This window comes from Halorubrum sp. Atlit-8R, from assembly GCF_003666025.1.
Classification (GTDB): Archaea; Halobacteriota; Halobacteria; order Halobacteriales; family Haloferacaceae; genus Halorubrum; species Halorubrum salinarum.
The window spans coordinates 1-21,946 of the sequence record NZ_QPLV01000007.1 but is presented as its reverse complement, the minus strand read 5'-3'; the positions used below and the strand labels follow the sequence as shown (position 1 = coordinate 21,946).

Annotated in this window: 18 protein-coding genes and 1 pseudogene; 5 read left to right on the top strand and 14 right to left on the bottom strand. The window is 57.4% G+C overall.

Annotation, left to right across the window (positions count from 1 at the left end):
* Positions 1-36 precede the first annotated feature (36 nt).
* The 6 genes from DVK05_RS15315 to DVK05_RS15290 all read right to left on the bottom strand — a co-directional run bounded on the left by DVK05_RS15315 (position 37) and on the right by DVK05_RS15290 (position 5,810).
* A complete protein-coding gene (locus DVK05_RS15315; RefSeq protein ID WP_049983688.1) occupies positions 37-741 on the bottom strand; it encodes a DUF1405 domain-containing protein in 705 nt (234 codons plus the stop codon).
* Positions 742-754: 13 nt separating this feature from the next.
* Positions 755-1,213 carry a hypothetical protein gene (locus DVK05_RS15310; RefSeq protein ID WP_049983689.1) on the bottom strand — a complete coding sequence of 153 codons (459 nt, stop codon included), beginning with the start codon at positions 1,211-1,213 and terminating at the stop codon, positions 755-757.
* Positions 1,214-1,215: 2 nt separating this feature from the next.
* The gene (locus DVK05_RS15305) at positions 1,216-2,217 is read right to left on the bottom strand and encodes a DUF63 family protein (protein WP_049983690.1); all 1,002 of its coding nucleotides are present in this window, start codon (positions 2,215-2,217) and stop codon (positions 1,216-1,218) included.
* Positions 2,214-2,414, bottom strand: coding sequence for a hypothetical protein (locus DVK05_RS15300; protein WP_230455299.1), 201 nt, complete (start codon positions 2,412-2,414; stop codon positions 2,214-2,216). The genes DVK05_RS15305 and DVK05_RS15300 overlap by 4 nt, the downstream gene beginning before the upstream one ends.
* 44 nt (positions 2,415-2,458) lie before the next feature.
* Positions 2,459-5,059 (bottom strand): heavy metal translocating P-type ATPase, encoded by a 2,601-nt coding sequence (locus DVK05_RS15295; RefSeq protein WP_049983692.1) that lies wholly within the window; start codon positions 5,057-5,059, stop codon positions 2,459-2,461.
* 160 nt (positions 5,060-5,219) lie between these two features.
* A complete protein-coding gene (locus tag DVK05_RS15290) occupies positions 5,220-5,810 on the bottom strand; it encodes an AsnC family transcriptional regulator (protein ID WP_049983693.1) in 591 nt (196 codons plus the stop codon).
* 132 nt (positions 5,811-5,942) lie between these two features.
* On the opposite strand from DVK05_RS15290, the gene DVK05_RS15285 reads away from it, so the two are divergent.
* Positions 5,943-6,140 (top strand): heavy-metal-associated domain-containing protein, encoded by a 198-nt coding sequence (locus DVK05_RS15285; RefSeq protein WP_049983694.1) that lies wholly within the window; start codon positions 5,943-5,945, stop codon positions 6,138-6,140.
* 264 nt (positions 6,141-6,404) lie between these two features.
* Here the strand turns inward: DVK05_RS15285 and DVK05_RS17425 are convergent, their stop codons facing one another.
* Positions 6,405-6,593: a hypothetical protein gene (locus DVK05_RS17425; protein WP_199712344.1), complete on the bottom strand. Its 189-nt coding sequence runs from the start codon at positions 6,591-6,593 to the stop codon at positions 6,405-6,407.
* A 57-nt stretch (positions 6,594-6,650) separates the two neighbouring features.
* Between DVK05_RS17425 and DVK05_RS15280 the strand changes: the two genes are divergently transcribed.
* A complete protein-coding gene (locus DVK05_RS15280) occupies positions 6,651-8,600 on the top strand; it encodes a copper-translocating P-type ATPase (RefSeq protein ID WP_173231026.1) in 1,950 nt (649 codons plus the stop codon).
* Here the strand turns inward: DVK05_RS15280 and DVK05_RS17790 are convergent.
* The 3 genes and pseudogenes from DVK05_RS17790 to coxB all read right to left on the bottom strand — a co-directional run.
* Positions 8,535-9,101, bottom strand: a pseudogene (locus DVK05_RS17790) (hypothetical protein); the annotation flags it as partial. The gene DVK05_RS15280 and the pseudogene DVK05_RS17790 overlap by 66 nt on opposite strands.
* A 199-nt stretch (positions 9,102-9,300) precedes the next feature.
* Positions 9,301-11,799 (bottom strand): cbb3-type cytochrome c oxidase subunit I, encoded by a 2,499-nt coding sequence (locus tag DVK05_RS15270; RefSeq protein WP_049983696.1) that lies wholly within the window; start codon positions 11,797-11,799, stop codon positions 9,301-9,303.
* Positions 11,796-12,587 carry a cytochrome c oxidase subunit II gene (coxB, locus tag DVK05_RS15265; RefSeq protein ID WP_049983697.1) on the bottom strand — a complete coding sequence of 264 codons (792 nt, stop codon included), beginning with the start codon at positions 12,585-12,587 and terminating at the stop codon, positions 11,796-11,798. Before coxB ends, DVK05_RS15270 begins: the two co-directional genes overlap by 4 nt.
* An 897-nt stretch (positions 12,588-13,484) precedes the next feature.
* Here coxB and DVK05_RS15260 point away from each other — a divergent pair.
* Positions 13,485-15,983 carry a cation-translocating P-type ATPase gene (locus DVK05_RS15260; RefSeq protein WP_049983698.1) on the top strand — a complete coding sequence of 833 codons (2,499 nt, stop codon included), beginning with the start codon at positions 13,485-13,487 and terminating at the stop codon, positions 15,981-15,983.
* Between the two features lie 169 nt (positions 15,984-16,152).
* Positions 16,153-16,338, top strand: a complete 186-nt coding sequence (locus DVK05_RS15255; protein ID WP_049983699.1) for a hypothetical protein — start codon at positions 16,153-16,155, stop codon at positions 16,336-16,338.
* Between the two features lie 146 nt (positions 16,339-16,484).
* Here DVK05_RS15255 and DVK05_RS15250 read toward each other — a convergent pair whose 3' ends face one another.
* The 4 genes from DVK05_RS15250 to DVK05_RS15235 all read right to left on the bottom strand — a co-directional run bounded on the left by DVK05_RS15250 (position 16,485) and on the right by DVK05_RS15235 (position 20,315).
* Entirely contained in the window at positions 16,485-17,687 is a 1,203-nt protein-coding gene (locus DVK05_RS15250; RefSeq protein ID WP_049983700.1) for a hypothetical protein, read from the bottom strand.
* A gap of 154 nt (positions 17,688-17,841) precedes the next feature.
* Positions 17,842-18,999: a multicopper oxidase domain-containing protein gene (locus DVK05_RS15245; RefSeq protein ID WP_049983701.1), complete on the bottom strand. Its 1,158-nt coding sequence runs from the start codon at positions 18,997-18,999 to the stop codon at positions 17,842-17,844.
* 162 nt (positions 19,000-19,161) lie between these two features.
* Positions 19,162-19,734 (bottom strand): CPBP family intramembrane glutamic endopeptidase, encoded by a 573-nt coding sequence (locus DVK05_RS15240; protein WP_199712343.1) that lies wholly within the window; start codon positions 19,732-19,734, stop codon positions 19,162-19,164.
* 368 nt (positions 19,735-20,102) lie between these two features.
* Positions 20,103-20,315: a hypothetical protein gene (locus DVK05_RS15235; RefSeq protein WP_230455323.1), complete on the bottom strand. Its 213-nt coding sequence runs from the start codon at positions 20,313-20,315 to the stop codon at positions 20,103-20,105.
* Positions 20,316-20,692: 377 nt separating this feature from the next.
* Between DVK05_RS15235 and DVK05_RS15230 the strand changes: the two genes are divergently transcribed.
* Positions 20,693-21,652 (top strand): transcription initiation factor IIB family protein, encoded by a 960-nt coding sequence (locus DVK05_RS15230; RefSeq protein ID WP_080506115.1) that lies wholly within the window; start codon positions 20,693-20,695, stop codon positions 21,650-21,652.
* Positions 21,653-21,946 lie beyond the last annotated feature (294 nt).

Genomic DNA, 21,946 nt, shown 5'->3' with positions numbered 1-21,946 from the left:
GGCTCCGGCGAAGTACCGACCGTCGTGAATAGCCGTTCATCGGCGCACCCCTCGTGCGGAGGACTCCTCAGTTGTTTCGAGCTTCTTCACCCGTGTCGCTAGTGCGAGAAACGTCGCGGCGAGCGTCAGCGTCACGGCCGCGGCCGCTGCGAGGTCGTGCGCTCGCACCGAGTGATCGAGTGCGCCGTTGACGAGTTCGGCCCGCAGGAACGTGTGGTGGAACTCCCCGACGAGCGGCGCGAAGTAGTCCACGATGTCGTTGAGGCCGTACCAGACGGTGGTGACGGCGACCGCACCAACCGAGAACTCGGCGTAGCGATAGATCAGGAACGACTGCAGACTCATCGCGAGATGGCTTACGATGAGGAACCAGTAGAGCCAGGGTTCGATACCACCTGGCCCGTTGAGAACCAGCTGGACGAACGGCGTCCAGAGCCCGAGTTTGATATTGCCGAAGAAGGCGAGCATGTGGAGCCACTCGACGTCGTAGTCCAGTTTCCACGCGGCGAGACTAAGCGCGACAAACAGCGTCGCGGCGGGGCTATCGGGGACGAACGGCCACATCACTATCGGGGTTTGGGCCAGCTGGAAGCGGTAGTACCAGAACCCGAACGCAGTCCCGGCTAGATTAATCGCGACGATGACCCACGCGTACCGAAGTGCGAGGTCCTCAACGCGCCGGGGGAGTGGGGCGAGATAGCTGGGCAGTCGATTCGTGGTCGCTGTAGGTGCGGATGTCATTCGTCTCGCCGAATTACATCCCTGAGCTGTCGTTTCGTCGGTTCGTCATAATCACGCCGCTGATCAACATCAGGACTGCGAGCGCGACCATTCCGAGGTCCCAGCCCATCCCGGCAGTCATCGACGACCCCATGCCGCCGCTCATCCCGCCACCCATTCCGCCGTTCATACCGGACCCCATTCCCCAGTTCATACTCCCGGTGACGCCGACGAGCGCTTGATTGAGCAACATCACGAGCGAGTAGCCGATCATCAGCGGTCCGCTCGTGTTCCCGAGCCGATCCGCGTACGGCGTCAGCAGAACGACGCCATGCACGACTACGATGACGCCGAGGAGCACCATGAGGAGCCCGCTGTTCGATTCCATCATCCCGCTGCCGGTTACCGCCGAGAGCAGCGAGTAGACTCCCGAGACGAGTGCGATTGCCGCGCCGTACTGCCGTGTCGTACCGTTCGTGTTCATCGTCTCCATTGTTAGACTCCGAGCATCATCCGAAGCGATCCACGGACGCCCATCGGGAGCCCAATCGCCCCGATGAAGAACGTCATGAGCCACCACCAAGTGTGATTCATTTCTTCTTTCGCGTCCGCGAGGTACCACACGATACCGCCAGTCACGAGGAGTTTGAGGACGAACGTCGATCCCGAGAATCCGGTCGCCTGGTACACGAGATTCGTCACGACCAGCTTGGGTGAATAGCCGAGGAACGTGACGCCGATGAGATTCTGCGCCGCATCCCACATCTGGCCGAAGACGGCCAGCAGGGACAACGGGTGTCGGAGGTGTGCGATATCCACAAGACTCGCGCCCCAGTAGTAGAGCGCGGTCACGCCGAGGGCGATCCCCGTCGTCGCGACCGGCACCCACACGCGGAGTGGAGCCGACGTCGAGAGCCCATACCAGAGCGCCCACCCGACGGCACCGATCGCCCAGACCGTTCCAACGAGACCGACTATCGACGGGATGGATCCGATATTCCGGTTACGCGCGAGTGCGCCGACGCCGAGTGAGAGGACGGTGACGGCGGTGACGACGAAGTAGATCGACGGCGTGATGAACAGCACGGCGTAGTCACCGAGCAGGCCGATATCCTCGAGGGCGCGCATCGCTCCGCCAGCAACGATGATTGGCGCGAACCCGTACGCGAGTCGAGCGTCGTACGTGACATCGAGGGAGTCGAGATACGCTCGGAGCCCGGGGAGACTGTACACGACTGCCGCGAGGTACGTCACCGTGTTCACGGCGTTGTATCCGCGGACGGCCCGTATTCCCTCGTGCGTGACTGGCTGGCCGGCAGCGTCAGCGACGACCGGGCCCCAGAGATACTGCCAGACGAATCGGTCGTAGACGAGCGTCGGGAATGCGAGGAGTGCTGCACCGACGAGGACGACCGGGGCGAGCAGATACAGGACCCACCACTCCCGAGTTCCAGTGGCGGGGAGGGCGGTTTCGACGCGGTGAGTGACGGTGCTCACGACTCGCTCACCTCCAGTCGCCACGTCGTGCTCTTCGAGCGTCCCCACTGTTCGAGCGACACGTCGGTGAGGTCGTCCTGGAGCTGGCTCAGATACTGTGCGACGGCTTTCGGCGATCCGTCGAGGTCGCTGGCGATATCCCGAGCCCGAAGGTACGTGGGCTCAGTATCGGCCGTCTCGACGAGGTACGCGTGCACCGTGCGGCGGGAAATAGACGACATGGAGCAAGTGGATTTGGCGTTCAGCGGAGTTTCCCGAGCAGTTTGTAGTCGTGATCGGGGGTGTACCGTCGGAACAGCAGGCTGTTCGACAGCACCGACACGCTGGAGAACGCCATCGCCCCGGCAGCGAGCACCGGTTGGAGCAGGCCTAGCGACGCCAGCGGAATCATCGCGGTGTTGTACCCGAGCGCCCAGACGAGGTTCTGCTTGATCTTCGCGAGCGTCGCGTCCGAGATGCGGATGGCCTTCACGACGTCGAGCGGGTCGTCGCGCATCAGCGTGACGTCGGCGGCCTCGATGGCGACGTCCGTCCCCGAGCCGATGGCCGTCCCCACGTACGCGACGGCGAGGGCGGGCGCGTCGTTGACGCCGTCACCGACCATCATCGCCTTCCGGCCCTCGTCCTGGATGGTCTCGACGGCGTCGGACTTGTCCTCGGGGAGAACCCCCGCGCGAACGTTCTCGGGGTTGATGCCGACCTGCTCGGCGACCGCGCGGGCGGTCCGCTCGTTGTCGCCGGTGATCATCATCACGTCGACACCACGTTCCTGTAGTTGGTGTACGGCGTCCTTCGCGCTCTCTTTGATCGTGTCGGCATCAGCGACCACTCCAACCAGTTCGTTCTCGTAGGCGACGAGCATGGCTGTCTTCCCCTCGTTCTCTAGGCGTTCCATCGTCTCCTGGGCGGGCGAGGGGTCGATCCCGTTGTCGCGGAGCAGCTTCCGGTTGCCCACCAGTACCTCGCTGTCACCGACGGTCGCTTTGATGCCGTGTCCGGGGACGTTCTCGAAGTCCTCGGGGTCGGTCACGTCGATGCCACGATCCTTGGCTCCGTTGACGATAGCGCGGGCGAGCGGGTGTTCGCTCCCGCTCTCGGCCGTGGCTGCGAGCCGAAGGACGTCTTCCTCGCTAAGGCGGTCACGTGCGGTTAGCTGACCCCCATCGGCAGCGGTGTCGCCGCCGTCCGCGACCGGTTGGCCGTCACTATCGAACACGACCACGTCGGTCAGCTCCATCTCTCCTTTCGTCAGCGTCCCGGTCTTGTCGAAGACGACCGTGTCCACGTCCTTCGCTCGCTCGAGGATGTCACCTCCCTTGAACAGGACGCCGTTCTGTGCGCCGATGGTCGTTCCGACCATCGTCGCGGCAGGCGTCGCCAACCCGAGCGCACAGGGGCAGGCGATCAGTACGGCCGACGCGAACACGATGATCGAGAACTCGAAGACGGTGACGGTCCCTCCAGCAATTGCGGGTCCACCTGCCACGGCACCCCACAGCGGGAGCCACTCGACGAAGCTCGCGAGAGTTCCGGGGAACAGGTACCAGACGACGCCCCAGAGAACGGCGTTCGCGATGACGGCCGGCACGAAGTACGCGGAGATGCGGTCAGCGAGGTTCTGGATGTCGGGCTGGCGCGACTGGGCGTCCTTGACCGTCTGCACGATCTGCTGGAGCGCCGTGTCCTTCCCGACCTTCGTCGCCTCGACGACGAGCACGCCGTTCTCGTTGATGGTGGAGCCGACCACCTCGTCGCCCTCGCTCTTCTCGATGGGGACCGATTCTCCCGTGACCATCGACTCGTCGACCGCCGACTGCCCGTCGACGACGACGCCGTCCGTGGGAATCTGCTCGCCCGGTCGCACCTTCATCCGGTCGCCGACCTCGACGTCTTCCAGGGGAATCTCCTCCTCGTTCCCGTCCTCGTCGACGAGGGTCGCGGTGTCGGCCTCCATCTCCAGCAGTTTCCGCAGCGCCTCGCCGGCCTGCCCCTTCGAGCGGGCTTCGAGGTAGTTCCCGAGCGTGATGAACAGGAGGATGAGCGCTGCGGTGTCGAAGTACAGCCCACCGGCGATCACGCCGAGCAAGACTGCGACGGAGTAGACGTACGCGGTGGTCGAACCCAGCGCGATCAGCACGTCCATGTTGGCGCGACCGTTCTTCACGAGCGCCTTGTAGGAGTTCTTGTAGAACGGCCAGCCGAGTACCAGCTGGACGGGTGTCGCCAGCAGGAACTCTGCCCAGCCGAACTCGACCCCGAGAATCGTCTCCGGGAGGACGCCACCGCCGAGCAGGAACTTCTCGGCGAGGAAGAACAGCAGCGGGGCCGACAGCACCGCGCCAAACAGGGTCAGCCGGAGCTGTTTCCGAATCTCGGCCTGTCGTGCGGCGTCACGGGCATCTTCACCGGATTCCCCGTCGTCCTCACGAACCGGTGAGTACCCCGTGTCTTCGATGGCGTCGTACAGCGCGTCTAGCGACGTGTCGGCAGGATTGTACGTGACCTGCGCCTCGTCGGTCGCGTAGTTGACCTCGGCGTCGATGACGCCCGGTGTGGCCTCCAGCGCGGTTTCGTTGGTCTCAGCACAGTTGGCACACGTCATGTCGGAGATGGCGATGGTGGCCGTCTCCGAGACGGCGCCGTAGCCGGCATCATCAATAGCGTCGTAGATTTCGCGGAGCGATACCTCCTCGGGGTCGTACTCGACGGAGCCCTCGTCGGTGGCGAAGTTCGCGTTCGCCTCCGATACCCCGGTGAGGGATTCGAGGGTGTCCTGGATCGTCGCCGAACAGTTGGCGCAGGACATTCCCGTGATATCGAGGTGGACAGTTCGCGTTCCCATTCGTACCCTACAATACGTGGTCCTTACTTAGTGCAGTTACTGTTTCGAGAACAGGGCTTTAGACAAGTATAGAATTCAGATTCTAAAGCAAATTAACGTTACACCGCCGAAGGAAGCCAATATCAACGACCCCACCCAGAGAGGAAACAGCGACTACAGCTTACGCTCCTTCTTCGAGTCGCTGATACTGGTCTTCGAAGCGACCACGGCACGACGAACAACAGAAGTGATAGACATCATCGTCGATTCGAGCGGATTCGCCCTCGCTATCGACCGTATTCCCACACTCGGCACATGTAATTGCGAACTCAGTGCCGTCGAGCGAGGGTGTCCATTCGAGGTCGTCGACGAGCGTTACCGAGTAGTCCGTCGATGGCGTCTCCTCGAGAAGCCCATCGATCCACCGTCGAACGTTCTGCCCCTCCGCACGACCGTAGAACCATATTTTCCCCTCGGCAGTAACGAAGAGGTGTTCGATACCATCCGCGTCGTGGAGTCGGCTTCGAAGTGGCTCGATGACAGAGGTATCGTTTTCGAGCCGGACGAACACCGGAACGCCAGCTCGCAGTTGTGCGCGATTCACGTCGACGGTGAACCCGTTGATGATGTCGGATTCCTCTAACCGTTTCACGCGGTCTGATACGGCCGGACCAGAGAGATCTACCTCCTCACCGATGCTGCTGAACGGACGTCGCGCGTCCTCTGCCAGTAGCGAGAGGATCTTCATGTCAGTCTCATCTAAATCACGCATATCTATCTGTAGGTATCTCGAATTACAATATTGTTTCCCAGCGTTGGGCTTCGTATGCCATTTCATTTTCAGGATTGACTTTGGATTCGAAGCAGTAACTGACAAAGACGTGCATCTCATACGTATAGCTGTATGACGCAGACGATCACCGTCGAAGGCATGACCTGCGGCCACTGTGAACAGACAGTCGAAGACGCGCTTCGAGAAGTGAGCGGCGTGACCGACGCGACCGCCGATCGAGAGGCCGAACAGGCGAGCGTCGACGGCGACGCTGACGTCACGTCACTCGTTCAAGCCGTCGAGGACGCCGGATACACCTCCCACGCCTGAGAAACGCCGGAACGCACGTCCACGAGCGCACCGCCGTTCTCGTTCGACACCGGCCCTCTTGACGGTACCGCGCCGTATCAGGGTCTGGACAGCATAATGAGGGACGGCACCAACACCCACACCATGAGCAACCATCCAGACCACGAGAACTCCGAAACCCCCTCTGCAGAGGGTCACACCTCGAACCAATCCGAAGGACCCGTCTACTGTTGTCGAATTTGCCGGTTAAAAACAGAGTCGGAACCACGAGCATCAGCCCACGCGTCATCCGAGCAGCAGTCCCACCCCTCGGAGCACGAAGCACACACTGCGGCGGATGAGGCACCCACAGAACCCGAACACCCGGACGAACACGTACAGCACGAGCACGAAGCCGAACACGATCACCACCAAGTCGAATCCGAACACACTCACCACGGAGACGCAGAACACGACCGCGGGGCGAACGGTCACGAAGGGGGCCCACACGACGATCACGGAGCCCACACGGACCACACGGGCCATGAAGGGATGTTCCGCCGGCGGTTCTGGGTGTCGCTCGTCCTCTCGGTGCCAGTCATCTTTTTCAGCGAGTTCATCCAGGACGTCTTCGGGTACACGGCACCGATATTCCCCGGGAGCGTCTGGATCACGCCCGTCCTCTCGGTGATCGTCTTCGCGTACGGTGGGGTGCCGTTCCTCTCGATGGCCCGGACGGAACTCGAGAACCGTGAGCCGGGGATGATGATGCTTATTTCGCTGGCCATCACGGTCGCGTTCGTCTACTCCATCGCCAGCCTGTTCCTTCCAGGGACGACGCCCTTTTTCTGGGAACTCGTCACGCTGATCGACATCATGTTACTGGGCCATTGGATGGAGATGCGCTCGGTCCGGCAGGCCTCCGGGGCGCTCGACGAGCTGGCGAAGCTCATGCCCGACATCGCCGAGCGCGTCACCGAGAGTGGGGACACGGAAGAGATTCCTGTCTCCGAACTCGGCGAGGACGACGTCGTTCTCGTCCGTCCGGGTGCGAGTGTACCTGCGGATGGGGAAGTCGTCGAGGGGGAGTCCTCGGTCGACGAATCGATGATCACCGGCGAGTCTCGTTCTGTCGACAAGGAACCCGGGTCAGAAGTCGTCGCTGGTACGGTCAACCAGGACGGCAGCCTCCGCGTTCGCGTCACGAAGACCGGTGACGAGACGACGCTGGCAGGCATCATGCGACTGGTCGACGAGGCCCAGCAGTCCAAATCCCGCACGCAACTCCTGGCCGACCGGGCAGCCGGCTGGCTGTTCTACGTCGCACTCGGCGTCGCGGCGATTACGGCCGTTGCGTGGGTCGTCGCGGTCGGATTCAACATCACCGTCCTCGAACGCGTCGTGACGGTTCTCGTCATCGCGTGTCCGCACGCACTCGGCTTGGCCGTCCCGCTCGTGGTGGCAATCAACACCTCCACGGCTGCCCAGAACGGGATGCTCATCCGCGACCGTATCGCTATGGAGGAAGCCCGGAACCTCGACACGGTGATGTTCGACAAGACCGGGACGCTCACGAAGGGCGAACAGGGCGTCGTCGGCGTCGAGACGGCAGGCGACTGGGATGAACAGCGGGCGTTCGAGGTCGCTGCGGGCGTCGAAGGCGATTCCGAACACATGATCGCTCGCGCCATCCGGAACGCCGCCGCCGAACGTGACATCCAACGGGCGAAGGTCTCGAGCTTCGAAAACCTCCGTGGCCTCGGTGTCAGAGCCACCGTCGATGGCGAAACGGTCCACCTGGGTGGCCCCAATTTGATCGAGAAACTCGGTATCGAGCGATCCGACGACATTACTGCCTTCGCCGAGGAAGCCGGAGCGAACGCACAGACGGTTATCTATCTGATTCACGACGAATCTGAGGTCGTCGCGGCGTTCGCGCTGGCCGATGTCATTCGGGAAGAGAGCAGACAGGCCATCGAGGCACTGCATGGGATGGGCATCGAGGTGGCGATGCTTACGGGAGACAGCGAAGACGTCGCGAAGGCCGTCTCTGAAGAACTCGGCATTGACCAGTACTTTGCTGAGGTGCTCCCGGAGGAGAAAGACACGAAGGTCGAACAACTCCAGTCCGAGGGCAAACTGGTCGCGATGGTCGGCGACGGCGTCAACGACGCGCCAGCGCTCACCAGGGCTGACGTGGGCATCGCCATCGGCTCCGGGACCGACGTCGCCATCGAGTCGGGCGACATCATCCTCGTCGACAACAACCCTCTCGACGTGGTCCGTCTCATCAAGCTCTCGAAGGCGAGCTACCGGAAGATGCAGGAGAACCTCGTCTGGGCGACCGGCTACAACGTGTTCGCGCTGCCACTCGCTGCGGGAATCCTCGCACCCATCGGCATTCTACTGTCGCCGGCCATCGGTGCCGTGTTCATGTCACTGTCGACGATCATCGTCGCGATCAACGCCCGCCGACTCAAAGGAGTCGACCTCTCGGCATGACTGAACCGTCTCATCCGGTATTCGCGCGACTGTACGATCTACGGTTGGTCCTTGACGGTCGAGCAGATCGTCCCGTTCTGCTCGTTCGAGAACTGCCTGTGCGAAGCCGTACAGTGGGATTCATGCTGCTCAGCGTACTTCGAAAGAGCTTCTCGCCAGTGTATATCCAGCTCGAACTCGGCTAATTGGATTTGGATCCCGTCTTTCCCTTCGACGAGGTCGACATCTAGGTCTTCGAGTTGCTTGAAACGGAGGTTGTTCCGGCAGACCGTGATGAGCCGCTTGGAATCGACGATGTAGGGATCGACCCACTCTCGCCAAGTGTTGTCGTCGACGTGTGTTCGTGGCATCGCAAAATCCGTCCACACTCTCAATACAGAACTGTAGCATCACGCTGCCAGTTCGATGATTCGCATTCGGGAGGGAATGTCGGAGAATCAAATTCGACATCACTTCCCCAGCGACGGTCGGAATTGGTGCTCCCCAGGACACGTGACTGATAGTGATTACTGCGATTCTTTACCGCCGTGATGATCTGGATCGGTGATTGGAGCCTCTGAACCGCCGTCTTTCGACACCGCCCGTGAAAATAGTCGCAGTAATCACTATGAGTGGGCGGAGATTTATGGGTCGTAGATATCTACACTGTTGATAATATAAAATTCAATATATTCGGAATTTTATAATTATTCCGATGTATTCAGAAGAGGTAGAACAGCGGGAAGATGAACACCCAGACGATGTCGACGAAGTGCCAGTAGAGGCCAAAGTACTCGATTGGCCGCTCGTCGTCGAGGTAGTGGCCTTGGTAGGCCCTGATGAACAGGAAGATGGCGATCACAAGGCCAATAACTACGTGGATCCCGTGGAGGCCGGTCGTGACGTAGTAGATCGATGCTTGAATAGGGTCACCATGGGCATTCGCCGAAATTGTCACGCCTCGTTCGAAGATCTCTTTGTTCCACTCCCAGAGCTTGATACCCAAGAATGTGAATCCAAGCACTATCGTTGTACCGAGTGACGCGAGCAGGCCCTGCCGATTCTTTCGACGAGCGGCGACCAGCGCCAAGATCACGGTAAATGACGAGGTGAGGAGTACGAACGTGTTGATCAGCCCCGGTAGTGGTTCGGCCAGTGGCTCCCATGTCATCCAGCCGGCGTTGTACCGGACGAAGATGGCTGCAGAGAGGAACGCGCCAAAGACGATCACGTCTGACGCGATGAAGAACCACATCCCCAGCTTGACTTTTTCGATGCCGTCGAACGGCCACCGCTCGGCGAACTCTGTCGGTGGGGCATAGAAGTCCTCAAGGCCCCACTTCACCCCGGTCCAAATGAGTCCGACCAGACCGATAACTATGAGTATCGGGTATACTGGATTCGAGATTGTCACGCCAGTCGATGTGAGCGACTCGCCCAGCTCGAAGACAACGTTATCGCGGAACCCGGTGAGTCCGAGGAACAATACACCGACTGCCAGCGATAGGGCCAGCGGCCAGATACTTGCGTGGCTTGGGTGCTTGTCCCAGTACGGATATTTTTTGATGTGTTCGGAGTGGGTGTCACCACCGTCAGTCGTTCCGTTCCCATTGGCGTCGGTCTTGACAGCCGGACCTCCGTCTGGCACATAATCTTTCACGAATTCAAGCTTACCGGACGCGTAGGACGGCCGGTTTGGCCAGTTCTCGAGCGGCGGGGGTGAAGAGATGGCCCACTCAGCAGTTCGCGAGTAGTCCCATGGGTTGTCGCCGGCAGGCTCGCCGGAGACATACGACTTCGCGAAGTTATAGAACATGATGAAGAAGGAGAATCCGAGTACGAACGCGCCGATAGTCCCGAATTGGTGGTAAATTTGGAGTTCGGGGTTGTATTCGAAGACACGCCGGGGGGTCTCCCACCCGAGGAACATCGAGAAATAGACGGCGTTGAACCCGATGAAGAACAGTATGAAATGGATCTTCCCGAGGAGTTCATCGTACATCTTCCCAGTTATTTTCGGGAACCAGTAGTACGCAGCGCCGATCAGCGCTGTCGCCCCCCCGAACATCACGTAGTGGAAGTGCGCGACCACCCAGTAGGTGCCACGGAACTCGTAGTCGAGGACGATAGCGCCGAGGAACACCCCGGTGATGCCGCCGAGGATGAACAATAGCAGCGCCCCGAACGCGAAGAGGAACGGTGTCGTGAACTGGATTCGTCCCTTGATGAGCGTGTAGATCAGCGAGAACACGATCAGGTCAAAGGGTAAGGAAATACCGATGGTGGTTGCCATCATTAGCGTCTTGATCTCCAAATTGATCGTCGTCAGGAACATATGGTGCATCCACACAAGGAACGATTGGACGGAGACAAGACAGATGGCGATTATCACCCACTTTCGCCCGACGAGGCGACGCCCAGAGAATGTCTGGAAAAGCTCCAACATTGCACCGAGCGCCGGGAAGAAGACGATGTACACCTCCGGATGGCCGAAGAACCAGAATAGGTGGCCCCACAGAAGGGAGCCGCCCTCTGTTGCGGAAAAGTACACCGAGCCTAGTACACGGTCGGATGCAAGAATTAGTCCCGCAGCGAGTAATGCGGCGAATGCGAACAGCATCATCCACACGGTCGCGAGGATGGACCATGTGAACATCGGCATGTCCATGATTCCCATCCCTTCGGCACGCGAGTGATGAATAGACACGAGGAAATTTATCGACGAGGCGGTGACTCCGATGGTGAACATCGCGAGTGCTAGTATCGCACCCGTCGAGCCGATACTCGGTGTGTACGCGGGTATGTTGAGCGGAGCGTATATCGTCCAGCCAGCGCTCAGCGTGCCGCCTTGGAAGAAGCTGATTGATAATAATACGCCTGAGAACAGGTACATCCAGTAGGAGAGTGCGTTAAGCCGTGGGAACGCAAGGTCGTCGGCACCGATCTGGAGCGGCACGAAGTAGTTTGCAAAGCCGAAGGCAAACGGGGAGAGGAACCAGAACACCATTATCAGTCCGTGGGCAGTGACGGCCTCGTTGTACGCCAGCCCGGACAGGATCTGATTCGTTGGTTCCCAGAGCTGGACACGGATCAGTAAAGCAAGGACACCGCCGAATAGTAGGAAGAACAGGGCAGTGATCGTGTAGAGGATCCCGATGTCCTTGTGGTTAGTCGTGACGAGCCATCGTTTGACCGAAGTCGTGGGCGGGAGTTCGCTCATGTAGGGGCACCTCGAATGATCGCGTTGTCAACGCTGGGAGTATTTCCGGCGGAAGTCCTATCGATATTGGAGGTGTTTTCACTTTGGGTACCTGTATACCATTCTTCCCACTCGTCTTGCGGGAGCACCGTGATTTGACCAGTCATCGCAGAGTGACCGGCCCCACAGAGCTCGAAGCATTCGACTCGGTACGTTGCCTCGCCGCCCTGTGCCTCGACTTCTTCGGAACTCACGGAGAACCAGACCTCGCTGGTCTCTCCGGGGATAGCGTCGGATTTTATCCGCAACTCTGACGAGCCGAAGTTGTGCCACACGTCGCGTGAGGTCACGTCGAGGTTGACTCGGTTATCGGCCGGCACGACCATCTCGCCCGTCGTGGTGTGGCCGTTCGGGTACTCGTACTCCCAGCCGAACTGGTACCCCTCGACGAGGATCTCGATGTCGCTCTCGTCTGCTGTGTCTGGCCCCTCCTCGACGTAGAGGAGGATCCCGTACGCGTACACAACGAGACTGATAACGACGATCGCGCTCAGTCCAAATGAGAGGAAGAGCTTCTTCGCTTTCGGACCACCCTGTCCCGTCGGGAGCTCGCCGACCGTCGGCGCGTCGAAGTCTTCTTTCGGTTCGCCCCCGTCGTCGCGGTACTTGTACACGTTCCACAGCGTGTACGCCACGACGATGGTGCCGACGAGGGTACCGAGCGCGAGGAAGACGAAGAAGATCTCGTCGAAAACCTCCGCTTGCGCGCGCCAGTCGCTCCCTCGTTGTAAGATAACTGTGTCAATCATATTTGCTTCCGTAGTCTCGCCCCTCTACTTCACGAGGGTCCACTTATTATTTTGTATCACCTGAGTAGAATAGTTGTACCGAGTTTTCGGAACACCTGCCACGTGGGATTACCAACAATGTTACTATTAAAATATCTTGCTCGTGGTAGTCATTCAACCTGCCTTTGGAGGCGTAACTTGATGAAGACTGCCCTGAAGGCGGAGCTAGCAATTTCATCCGGCGCTTTCTTCCGAACCTGAATCCACTATCGATCGTAATTTGAGTCTCATAATCGGTGAAAATTCGGCAAATGGTAGTATTACACTTGAAAATCTGCGGCTGATGGCACTAATGGAAATTCTAGTCAACGACTTCTACGCGATCAATCGCAGCGTGGGATTTGCTGTCGGGAGTGTGCTTTATTTCTCGTGCGAGGAATCCATGTGTTTCAACAGCGTAATTCTGTCGAGAAACTCTCTAACTACACTTGGGACCGCTGTTGTCACGTTCTCGAGGAACTACCCATCCCGCTGGCGCGGTGATCAGCCCTCATTTGGAACTGCCCTGTTGGGTATCATGGTACAATTACACATAGAGATCAGTGAGCGAGGATGGTTATCGTGTACTCTTGAGGGTACTGTGTACGTGTAGAACGTGCTTTGCTCCTATATGCTGCCTACAAAGGGCTGCTCTTGAGGGTACTGTGTACGTGTAGAACCAATATGGATCGACACAGATACACTACTGTGAATCTCACCATACGGAAGGTAGCAACAACCACATAAACATGACCCGATTATTGTATACTGAGCGATCAACGTCCTAGCGCCTGATCAATCTATATGGAATAATATGTTTTATGATGTCTATTCAGGCCGGTATAGTTTCAAGCAGACCAAGCACCCCTCTGTTGAACTATGACTGATAACTGCTACTTGTGTGGTCGCGAGGTTCACTCTTCCACATTTGAGACTGTCGGTGAACAATCGTTCTGTTCGAGTGGTTGCCACGATGTGTATACGACGCTCGGAGCTTCCGATTCTCCCGATGCCACGCAAACCTCATCTGAGAGCAAGATCGAAGAGGGAGACGACACGGGTCCTCCCAATCAACATCGTTCTCAAACGTTCCTCCGGATCGACGGAATGTATTCTGCGACGTGTGAGGCGTATCTTGAATCTCTTGCCGATAAACAAGAGGGAGTGGCTAGTGCCGAGGCGAGTTACGTCACGGAGACGATCCGAGTTGAACACGACCCAGCCATTGTTTCGAAGGAATCGTTGCGCGAGGCACTGAGCTCGCTGGGTTACACCGCGTATCTCCGTGAAGATGCCTCATCAGACGTGGGTGAGGCCGGTGGCACGACACGTCGATCGCGGGAGATGGGTGGGATTCGAAAGCGCCGAGACGACCAGCTCTTGGGTATGCGATACTCCGTTGGGTTCCTCTTCGGTGCGTTTCTGTTGGTTCCATACGTTGCGATCCTCTATCCAGCGCAGCTCGCGTCGATTTTCGACTGGCAAGTGCTCGAAATATTTGAGGGCACATTTCGGCTAAACAGTCAAGGGGCATTCGTGTTCCTCCGACTGTATTTCGTGATGACTGGTATCATTCTCGTCTTCACCGGTCTGCCAGTGTTGCGTGGCGCGTATATCAGTCTCAAAATGCGACGCCCGAACACCGACCTGTTGGTTGCGCTCACCGCCGTTAGCGCGTACGCGTACAGTACGGCTGCCGTTATTCTCGGGCAAAACGACATTTTCTATGATCTCGCGATCATCGTCACGGCTGCGGTTACCGCGATGGTATTCTACGAATCGTCGATCAAACAGCGGGCACTTGATCGTCTCACCGAACTCACCATTTCACAGGTCGAGAGTACACGAACGTACGACTCGGACGGGGAGACTCAGGAAGTTCGCGTGGAGGATCTCAGTACAGGGGATGTCGTGCTCGTCCGACAGGGCGAACGTGTTCCAATAGACGGTGAACTGGTTGAAGACAGTTGTACCGTCGACGAAGCGATCGTGACAGGGGAGTCACTTCCGGTGCTCAAACGCGCCGGCGACGACGTGATCGGGGGGTCGATCGTGACGGACGGGGCAGCGTTGGTCCGTGTCGCCCCGGACCTAACGAGTAGTATCGACCGGATAACGACTGCCGTCTGGGACCTACAGAGCGCGACTCACGGCGTCCAACGCCATGCTGACCAACTCGCGTCGTACGCCGTCTTCCTCGTCGTCGGAGCCGCTGTCGCGGTTGGCGGCGTCGGTGTACTCGCATTCGGGATGGGCCTGCCAGATGCCCTCCTCCTCGCGCTGTTGATCATCCTTGCCGGCTCACCGTGGGCTCTCGGCCTTGCGACGCCCCTGTCGGTCGCGAAGAGCCTCTCCAGTGCGCTCCGCCGCGGGATCATCATCTTCGACGAAACAGTTTTTGAACGGCTCCGCGACGTCGATATCGTCGTCTTCGATAAGACGGGGACACTCACAACCGGAGAGATGGAAGTGATCAAAGCGGACGCGCCTCCCGAGTTGCTCGACGCCGTCGCCGCACTCGAACAACGGGCGTCACATCCCGCCGCGAACGCTATCACGACGGCATTCGCTGGGAAAGACGGTAGCGACGGCACAGCGGATCAGCCGGACTCCGGAGATGACGCGGCCGGAACGGAAGGCGTCGGTCAGATACGCGAGTTCACGAACCATCGGTCCGGTATCGAAGGCGTGATCGGCAACACATCGTACCTCGTCGGAAACCTTGATCTGTTCGCAGAACAGGGGTGGACCGTCGACGACGACATCCGATCTCGGATCGCCGACGCCCAGGAATTCGGACAGCTTCCGGTGGTCGTCGGTCGTGACGGGACAGCAGAGGGGCTGATTGTCGTCGGGGACGAGCCGCGAGACGGCTGGGATGACACCGTCTCTCGGCTTGGGGAACGGGGCACGGAGATCGTCGTCCTGACCGGCGACGACGAGGAGGCAACGGACTTCTTCAAGCGACACGACGCCGTGACGCACGTCTTTGCGACGGTTCCGCCGGAGGGGAAGACGGCAACGATCCGGCGGCTCAAATCTGATGGGGAGGTCGCGATGGTCGGTGACGGTACCAACGACGCCCCGGCCCTCGCCGCTGCCGACCTCGGTATCTCTCTGGGCGGCGGTACAGCACTAGCCGCCGACGCTGCCGACATTGCCATCGTCGACAACGACATCCGCTCTGTCGAAACCGCCTTCGACCTCGCGGGAGCGGCTCGCCGCCGCGTGAAACAGAACAACCTCCTCGCGTTCTCCTACAATGGTATCGCCCTCGCGGCGTTGGCTGTCGGGTTCTTCAATCCGCTGACGGCAGCGGCCGCGGTCATTGCCGGCGGTGGGTTGATCGCGGTAAACACTCAACGGAAGCTAATTTGATGAGGGGTACGGCCTCCAAACGAGCACGGATCCGAGCTGTCTCACCGACGTGGTATGAAGGGTGGATATCAAGGTTCGCGCATCGTTGATCCGACTGTTGGGGTCACCATCCGGCTCCTCATTCCTTCTGTTTCTTAAGGACTATGCTTGTCTAGATACTACTACAACTATGGAGTTCGACTTTACACGTTCGGTGGTTCCGCTCGCCGTGATCGTCGCTGTCGCAACGGTCGCGCTAACCGCAGTGATGGCACCTTCGACCGTATTTATGATGGTTCTTCCCTCGATGATCGCGTTCTCGGTGGTCGCGTACTTTTTCGGGATGAAACACGGCGAATTCCGCGTTAGTCCGTAGCGGTCCTGTCCGGTACTGCCCCCAAACTCACAGTGTCCGTCCGTCTGAAGCGTCTTCATTCGGGTTACTACGTCCGGTGGTCCGCACTTCGTTTCAACAAAACTTGATGAACGATCAGCAACGGAGGATCGATGTGGCCGAGACGCCTATTCTGTGACTCCCGTACTGATCTCAGACGTATCTTTTCGGATAGGTGCTGGGGAGTCAATCGAATACACGAGCGTGCCGGTGAACAGTGCGATGCTACCTAACAAGAATATTGAACTCAGTGGCGACGCCGAATCGACGAAGATCCAGTATATCGGCGCCGCGATCGTCGGGCCGGCCGCGATGACGGCGACTTGGGAGACGAGTGGCCCACAACACCCACACGTACACGCACCGACGACCGTCGCCGTCCCGGCCGTGCTCTGTGTGGCGCCCGCCTGCCGATCGAGACGCCACGAGTGAGCGACGGCGGCTGCGTTCAATCCCACGAGAACGCCGAGTAGTCCCAGTACGATGACCACTCCAGGCGAGATCGCGATGAAAAACGGGACGTCAGGAAGCAGTACCTCAAGGGTGGGCCATCGCACGATCTGATACAGCACGTTCAGGACAGCTATGGTCGTCTCTTGCGGAGCCCCCTCTTCACTGAAGAACGACAGGTATCCTGCCGTCGCCATGAAGAAGAGGCTCACCATGACTCCGACGCTGAATCCGAACCGACGCGCCACCGAATCCCGAAGGATCGTCGACAGCGCCGCGCCAACGTCTTTCCAGAGAATGTATCCGACGAGCAGCGGTGTCGCGAGGACGATCCCGTATCCTATCGGATTGGTGTAGCCGCTGAACCCGGGCAGCAGATACGGATACAGTATCCAGCCGCCGAACAGTATTCCGAGAGCCATGTACCGAGGACGTGTCGTCCATCGAACGAGTCCGGTGATAAAACTCGCAACCACGACTAACAGGCCGGTTCCGATCGCGAGCGGCTGATACAAAGACCGCGAGAACGGCATCGAATCTGCCTGATACGTCGGATCCGGGGCCAGGCCCTCAAAGAGGATCGCACCGGCGACAGCAACTCCGATGCCGACCGCAATCCCGTACAGAGCGGCTCTCGGTGAGATCCGTTCCCTTCGCTTGAGGAGAACGAGCGCACCGACTGCGAGGGCGCCGATACCAGCGATCGCCAGCCCGTGCGACTGTGTGAAACCCGACGCCTCGGCGCCACCGTGGGCCGAAACTGTGGGGACCAGCGAAAGGAGACTGATCCCGACAGAAACCAGGACGAGTAGGCGGATCGACCTTCTGCGAGATTTCGGTCTGTCACCATCCGCTTTCTCTTTCCGGCCTTTCTGAGTCATTACGCGAGCTTAGTAACTCACACACAACTATCTGTCTCTCTCGTTTCCCCGAGACGCACCTCGTGACCACCTGAGAGTCTGTGTATGAGTGGAACCGTGCTGTAGAGCCCCGACTAGAAAGGCTCGGAGGGAGGGGGGAGGGTGTCTGATCGTGTCAGTTCGGTTCGTAGCCGGCGTATTCCATGAGCTGGCTGAAGATGTCCGTATCCATGACGGAGCGATACACAACCCCCGTAAGCATGCCACCGGGGTAGAACGACCCGTTCATCACGTGGTTGACTTTGTGGCAGTGCATGAGGTAGATCCCGGGGTCTGCGTCCGCCGTGAACTCGATTGTGTGTCGTTCAGCGGGTGCAATATTCGTGACATCCATGTCGTGGCGGGTGGCCTCCGGAACCGTCCCACCGTCCTTTTCGACGCGCCGGAAGCGGTGGTTGTGGATGTGTATCGGGTGTGACATGTATCCCCCGTTGACGAGGTGAATACGGACCTGATCGCCCTGATCGACAATGATCGGTGACCCTTGTTCGGGGTGGAGCGTCCGGGGTGCGCTCTTCCCGTTAACCGTGAAGACGTCCGGAGTCCGCGAGGTCGTATCGTAGGTAAAATCCGCCTCTCCGGCCCATTTTTCCGGGATCCGTGAGTCCCAGTCTTTGATCGTCATGAAGTACTCCCGGTCCGCCGACTCGTAGCCTTCGGGGTCGACCCGAAAGATACCGTACATTCCCATATCGATGTGACGGTGTGTCTGGAAGTGACAGTGGTACAGGTGCGTCCCCGGAACGTTCGCCGGAATTTCATAGGTGTGTTTCTCACCCGCCGGGACTTGGATTCCGGTCGATGTCGGAACACCGTCGTTCTTCCATGTTTTGGTGACCCCGTGGAAGTGGATGGTATGGGGTCGACGCCCATTCGTATTGTCGAGGGTCACTTCCATGTCATTCCCTTCGGTTGTCCGAAGGATCGGGCCTGGAACGCTCGGGTCGTTGTCGTCGGCCTGCCATGCCCAGACTCGGGGAAACTCGACCGGGCCGCCCATTGAATCAAGTGGATGGACCGCGTGTCGCGCCGGCTGCGTCCCCATCGTCACGGATCCTCCCTGTTCGTCGACATTAATCACCGTCGGAGGACTGGTGTAGGGAAGATCAGACGATGTCGTCTGTGCTTCACTCGGGGTGCCCGTGGCCGCTGTCGGCGCGTCGATTGTTTTGGATGAACAGCCCGCCAACGCCGACACGCCTGTCACCCCAGTCGCAGCGAGAAATTCTCTCCGGGATAGTCCGGTTCCAGGGGCACCGAAAGATCTAGTCATGGTACATTTGGAATACTTTGTTGTCGTATTAAAACAGGAATGCGGAATCCCCGTCAGTGAGAGACCCCTACGAACATATTCGGCTACAGTCAAACTATCCGCAAGTAAGGCACTTGTGTAGCGGTCAAAGAAACAAATACGCTATCAACAGATAGCGAACAGTTACACGCCGCCAGTAGCTGTTAGATATGCGATGGTAAATTGTATCGCATTATACGCACCATGAATCACGGCCGGAACAGTGAGGTTATCGGTGTATTCGTAGGTCGCACCGAGTACCAAGGCGAGAATGAATGCGATACCGACGTACACGAGTTTCCCTTCCCCGCTCAACGAAAAGAGATGGATCGACGCGAAGAGGATGCTTGCAAGAACGATTGCACGGGTTGGATGTAGTGTTTCTCGAAGTGTCCCCTGAACCAATCCTCGGTATAGGAGCTCTTCGCCCGGACCAACTAACAAAAACGATAGAGGAATTAGAACCAGAAAGGCTGTTGGATTCTGTTGACCAATCGTTACTACCTGATTTTCTGCAGATTCCAGTCCAAGTGCGGAAGTGATGCGTGATGAGACAACGAGTAGGCTGAGAAGCGTACCTATTCCTCCGATAGTCACAGCAATATCCCGGCGGTCCGGAATCGAAAGCGAAACGAATGTGTAGTTGAGACCGCGGAATCTGAGATAGAGGATTGAGAGCCCTCCGAATGTTACTCCTTGTAACAAGATCGTGGTCATCACGAGGCGCAATGATGGACGAGCGGTTACGTCGATCCCGAATGCGCCCAGTAATGCGGCAGCGATGGTGACAATAATCGATCCAATAACCGTTGAGCCGTACGTCAGTCCAACTGCACTGCCGACAGACTGGATCCGTGTAATTAAATTTGTCATTTGAAAATACCTGTTACTGATCGGTTTGCGTGAGCAATACGTCGAGTTCCGATACTGAGTTGTGCTGATAAATTGGCGCTTTTGATCATTAATTGTCTGATGTTGTTCGTTTGTCTCTCAGATACAGCCAAACAAATAGCTTCTGTGGCTGTAATGTGCATGAATGCCAGGAGTGGGAGATTCGGAATTGTTAGTCCATCTACGGGAGTCTGTCATCGTACAGCGGCGCACGGTGATTTGTATGAGCAGGAGGTTGTCGCCGCCTGTACCATCGGGTGATACGTTGAGAACACTCTACTAGGAACCGATAAGTGAATGTTAGTCCACCAAACTGACAGATGAGACCTGATTGCTGTAACACCTAGGACGATTACTAGTGGGTTCATCAGAATTCGTTGGTACCAACCGAGGACACATGGTCGCAGTCCGAGGCCGAGGCTGAACCAGAAAATCCCAATTGTTGCGATCTCTGCGACGGAAATAGACTTTCCAATACGAATTGGTTCCGTTCGTACCCCATCTAAAATTCGTTTAGTAAGGGGACAGGTCGTTGTTCTTTATTTACTAGGCTGACCACCCCATCGTGAATTGAATGATTAGTATTCATTATACCGGTGAACATATTTTTATTGATAGGATGCTTCCTAATTACAATAAGTCTATCAACAGTTTGGTTACAAAGGTATAGGTCGGATTCCTCCCGAATGGGATTCCGCCACTTGTTCAATACGCAGCTACCCCTCAGAACAGGTAAGAAGCCCCACGATTTGGGGGGAACAAACCTATTCATCGGGTTACTATTATGCGCCAAGAACATAACATCGAACAGCCGTTAGATAATCTCAATCAGGCCTCAGAGTACATTGAAAACAGCGTGTGCCCCGAGTGTTCAGGTCAAATCACTCATAACGATACCGGAGGTGAATCAACTTGTGAAGATTGTGGGTTGATTTTCAAGGAAAACCGGATCGATCATGGTCCAGAGTGGCGTGCGTTCACGTCAGAGGAGCGCGATGAGAAGAGTCGTGTTGGTTCCCCAACAACACGGCTGATGCATGATAAGGGTTTAAGTACAACTATCGGCTGGCGAGATGAGGACGCTAACGGAAAATCAGTTCCTGATGGTCAACGCGCTCTGTTACAGCGTCTTCGGATGTGGGATGAACGGTTTCGAGCAAAAAATTCTCATGAACGAAATCTTAAACAAGCATTCGGTGAAATAAACCGGATGGCGTCTGCACTCGGCCTTCCGAAATCAATCCGAGAAACAGCGGGTATCCTATACAGACGTGCTGTAGAGAAGGACTTACTACCCGGCCGATCGATTGAAGGGATGTCAACAGCTTCGCTGTACGCGGCTACACGACAGCATGGAATGCCACGGCCATTAGAAGAATTCTCTGATGTGAGTCGTGTTAAAAAAATCCGAGTCCAGCGAGCGTATCGATATCTATCCCGTGAACTTGAGTTAAAAATTGAACCGGAGCTTCCGACTCAATTTCTTCCACAATTCGCTTCATCACTTGGCGTGAGCGATGAAGCGGAACAGCGTTCTCGAGAAATTCTTGAGGTTGCGACAGAAAATGGGGTACACAGTGGGAAGAACCCGGCAGGATTAGCGGCTGCTGCGTTATATGCTGCGACCCATCTTACGAACGAACAGCTCACACAAGAGACTGTGAGCGAAGTCGCCCACATAAGCCAAGTTACAATACAAAATCGATATAAGGAGCTTCTCGAAGTGTACGAAAAGGATATATAAAATAGCAATTTGTTGTATAATAATGGATATTGGGTCATACAAATTTAATTTAATATGAATGATTTCCAGACACAGACAGAAGGTGGGTTATGTATCACATCTCATGAAATATTAATTCATGATACGTTTCCTATCCCTGCTCGCTCTGTAGGGGAATATAAGATCCATCTGAAAATAATGAACCCCGACTCAGAGATCAATACAAAATATACTCCTCTCAATATTATGTCACTAAGTCTTCGCTCACCTCTCTATTCTTTCAAATCGTTACTTTTGAGCTGGGAATCGAGACTT

Excerpts from the sequence above, each read along its gene's own strand:
- DVK05_RS15245 (WP_049983701.1), bottom strand. The coding sequence starts at position 18,999 with ATGACTAGATCTTTCGGTGCCCCTGGAACCGGACTATCCCGGAGAGAA.
- DVK05_RS15310 (WP_049983689.1), bottom strand. The coding sequence starts at position 1,213 with ATGGAGACGATGAACACGAACGGTACGACACGGCAGTACGGCGCGGCA.
- DVK05_RS15250 (WP_049983700.1), bottom strand. The coding sequence starts at position 17,687 with ATGACTCAGAAAGGCCGGAAAGAGAAAGCGGATGGTGACAGACCGAAA.
- DVK05_RS15270 (WP_049983696.1), bottom strand. The coding sequence starts at position 11,799 with ATGAGCGAACTCCCGCCCACGACTTCGGTCAAACGATGGCTCGTCACG.
- DVK05_RS15260 (WP_049983698.1), top strand. The coding sequence starts at position 13,485 with ATGACTGATAACTGCTACTTGTGTGGTCGCGAGGTTCACTCTTCCACA.
- DVK05_RS15295 (WP_049983692.1), bottom strand. The coding sequence starts at position 5,059 with ATGGGAACGCGAACTGTCCACCTCGATATCACGGGAATGTCCTGCGCC.
- DVK05_RS15315 (WP_049983688.1), bottom strand. The coding sequence starts at position 741 with ATGACATCCGCACCTACAGCGACCACGAATCGACTGCCCAGCTATCTC.
- DVK05_RS15285 (WP_049983694.1), top strand. The coding sequence starts at position 5,943 with ATGACGCAGACGATCACCGTCGAAGGCATGACCTGCGGCCACTGTGAA.
- DVK05_RS15240 (WP_199712343.1), bottom strand. The coding sequence starts at position 19,734 with ATGACCACGATCTTGTTACAAGGAGTAACATTCGGAGGGCTCTCAATC.
- DVK05_RS15230 (WP_080506115.1), top strand. The coding sequence starts at position 20,693 with ATGCGCCAAGAACATAACATCGAACAGCCGTTAGATAATCTCAATCAG.
- coxB (WP_049983697.1), bottom strand. The coding sequence starts at position 12,587 with ATGATTGACACAGTTATCTTACAACGAGGGAGCGACTGGCGCGCGCAA.
- DVK05_RS15290 (WP_049983693.1), bottom strand. The coding sequence starts at position 5,810 with ATGCGTGATTTAGATGAGACTGACATGAAGATCCTCTCGCTACTGGCA.
- DVK05_RS15280 (WP_173231026.1), top strand. The coding sequence starts at position 6,651 with ATGTTCCGCCGGCGGTTCTGGGTGTCGCTCGTCCTCTCGGTGCCAGTC.
- DVK05_RS15255 (WP_049983699.1), top strand. The coding sequence starts at position 16,153 with ATGGAGTTCGACTTTACACGTTCGGTGGTTCCGCTCGCCGTGATCGTC.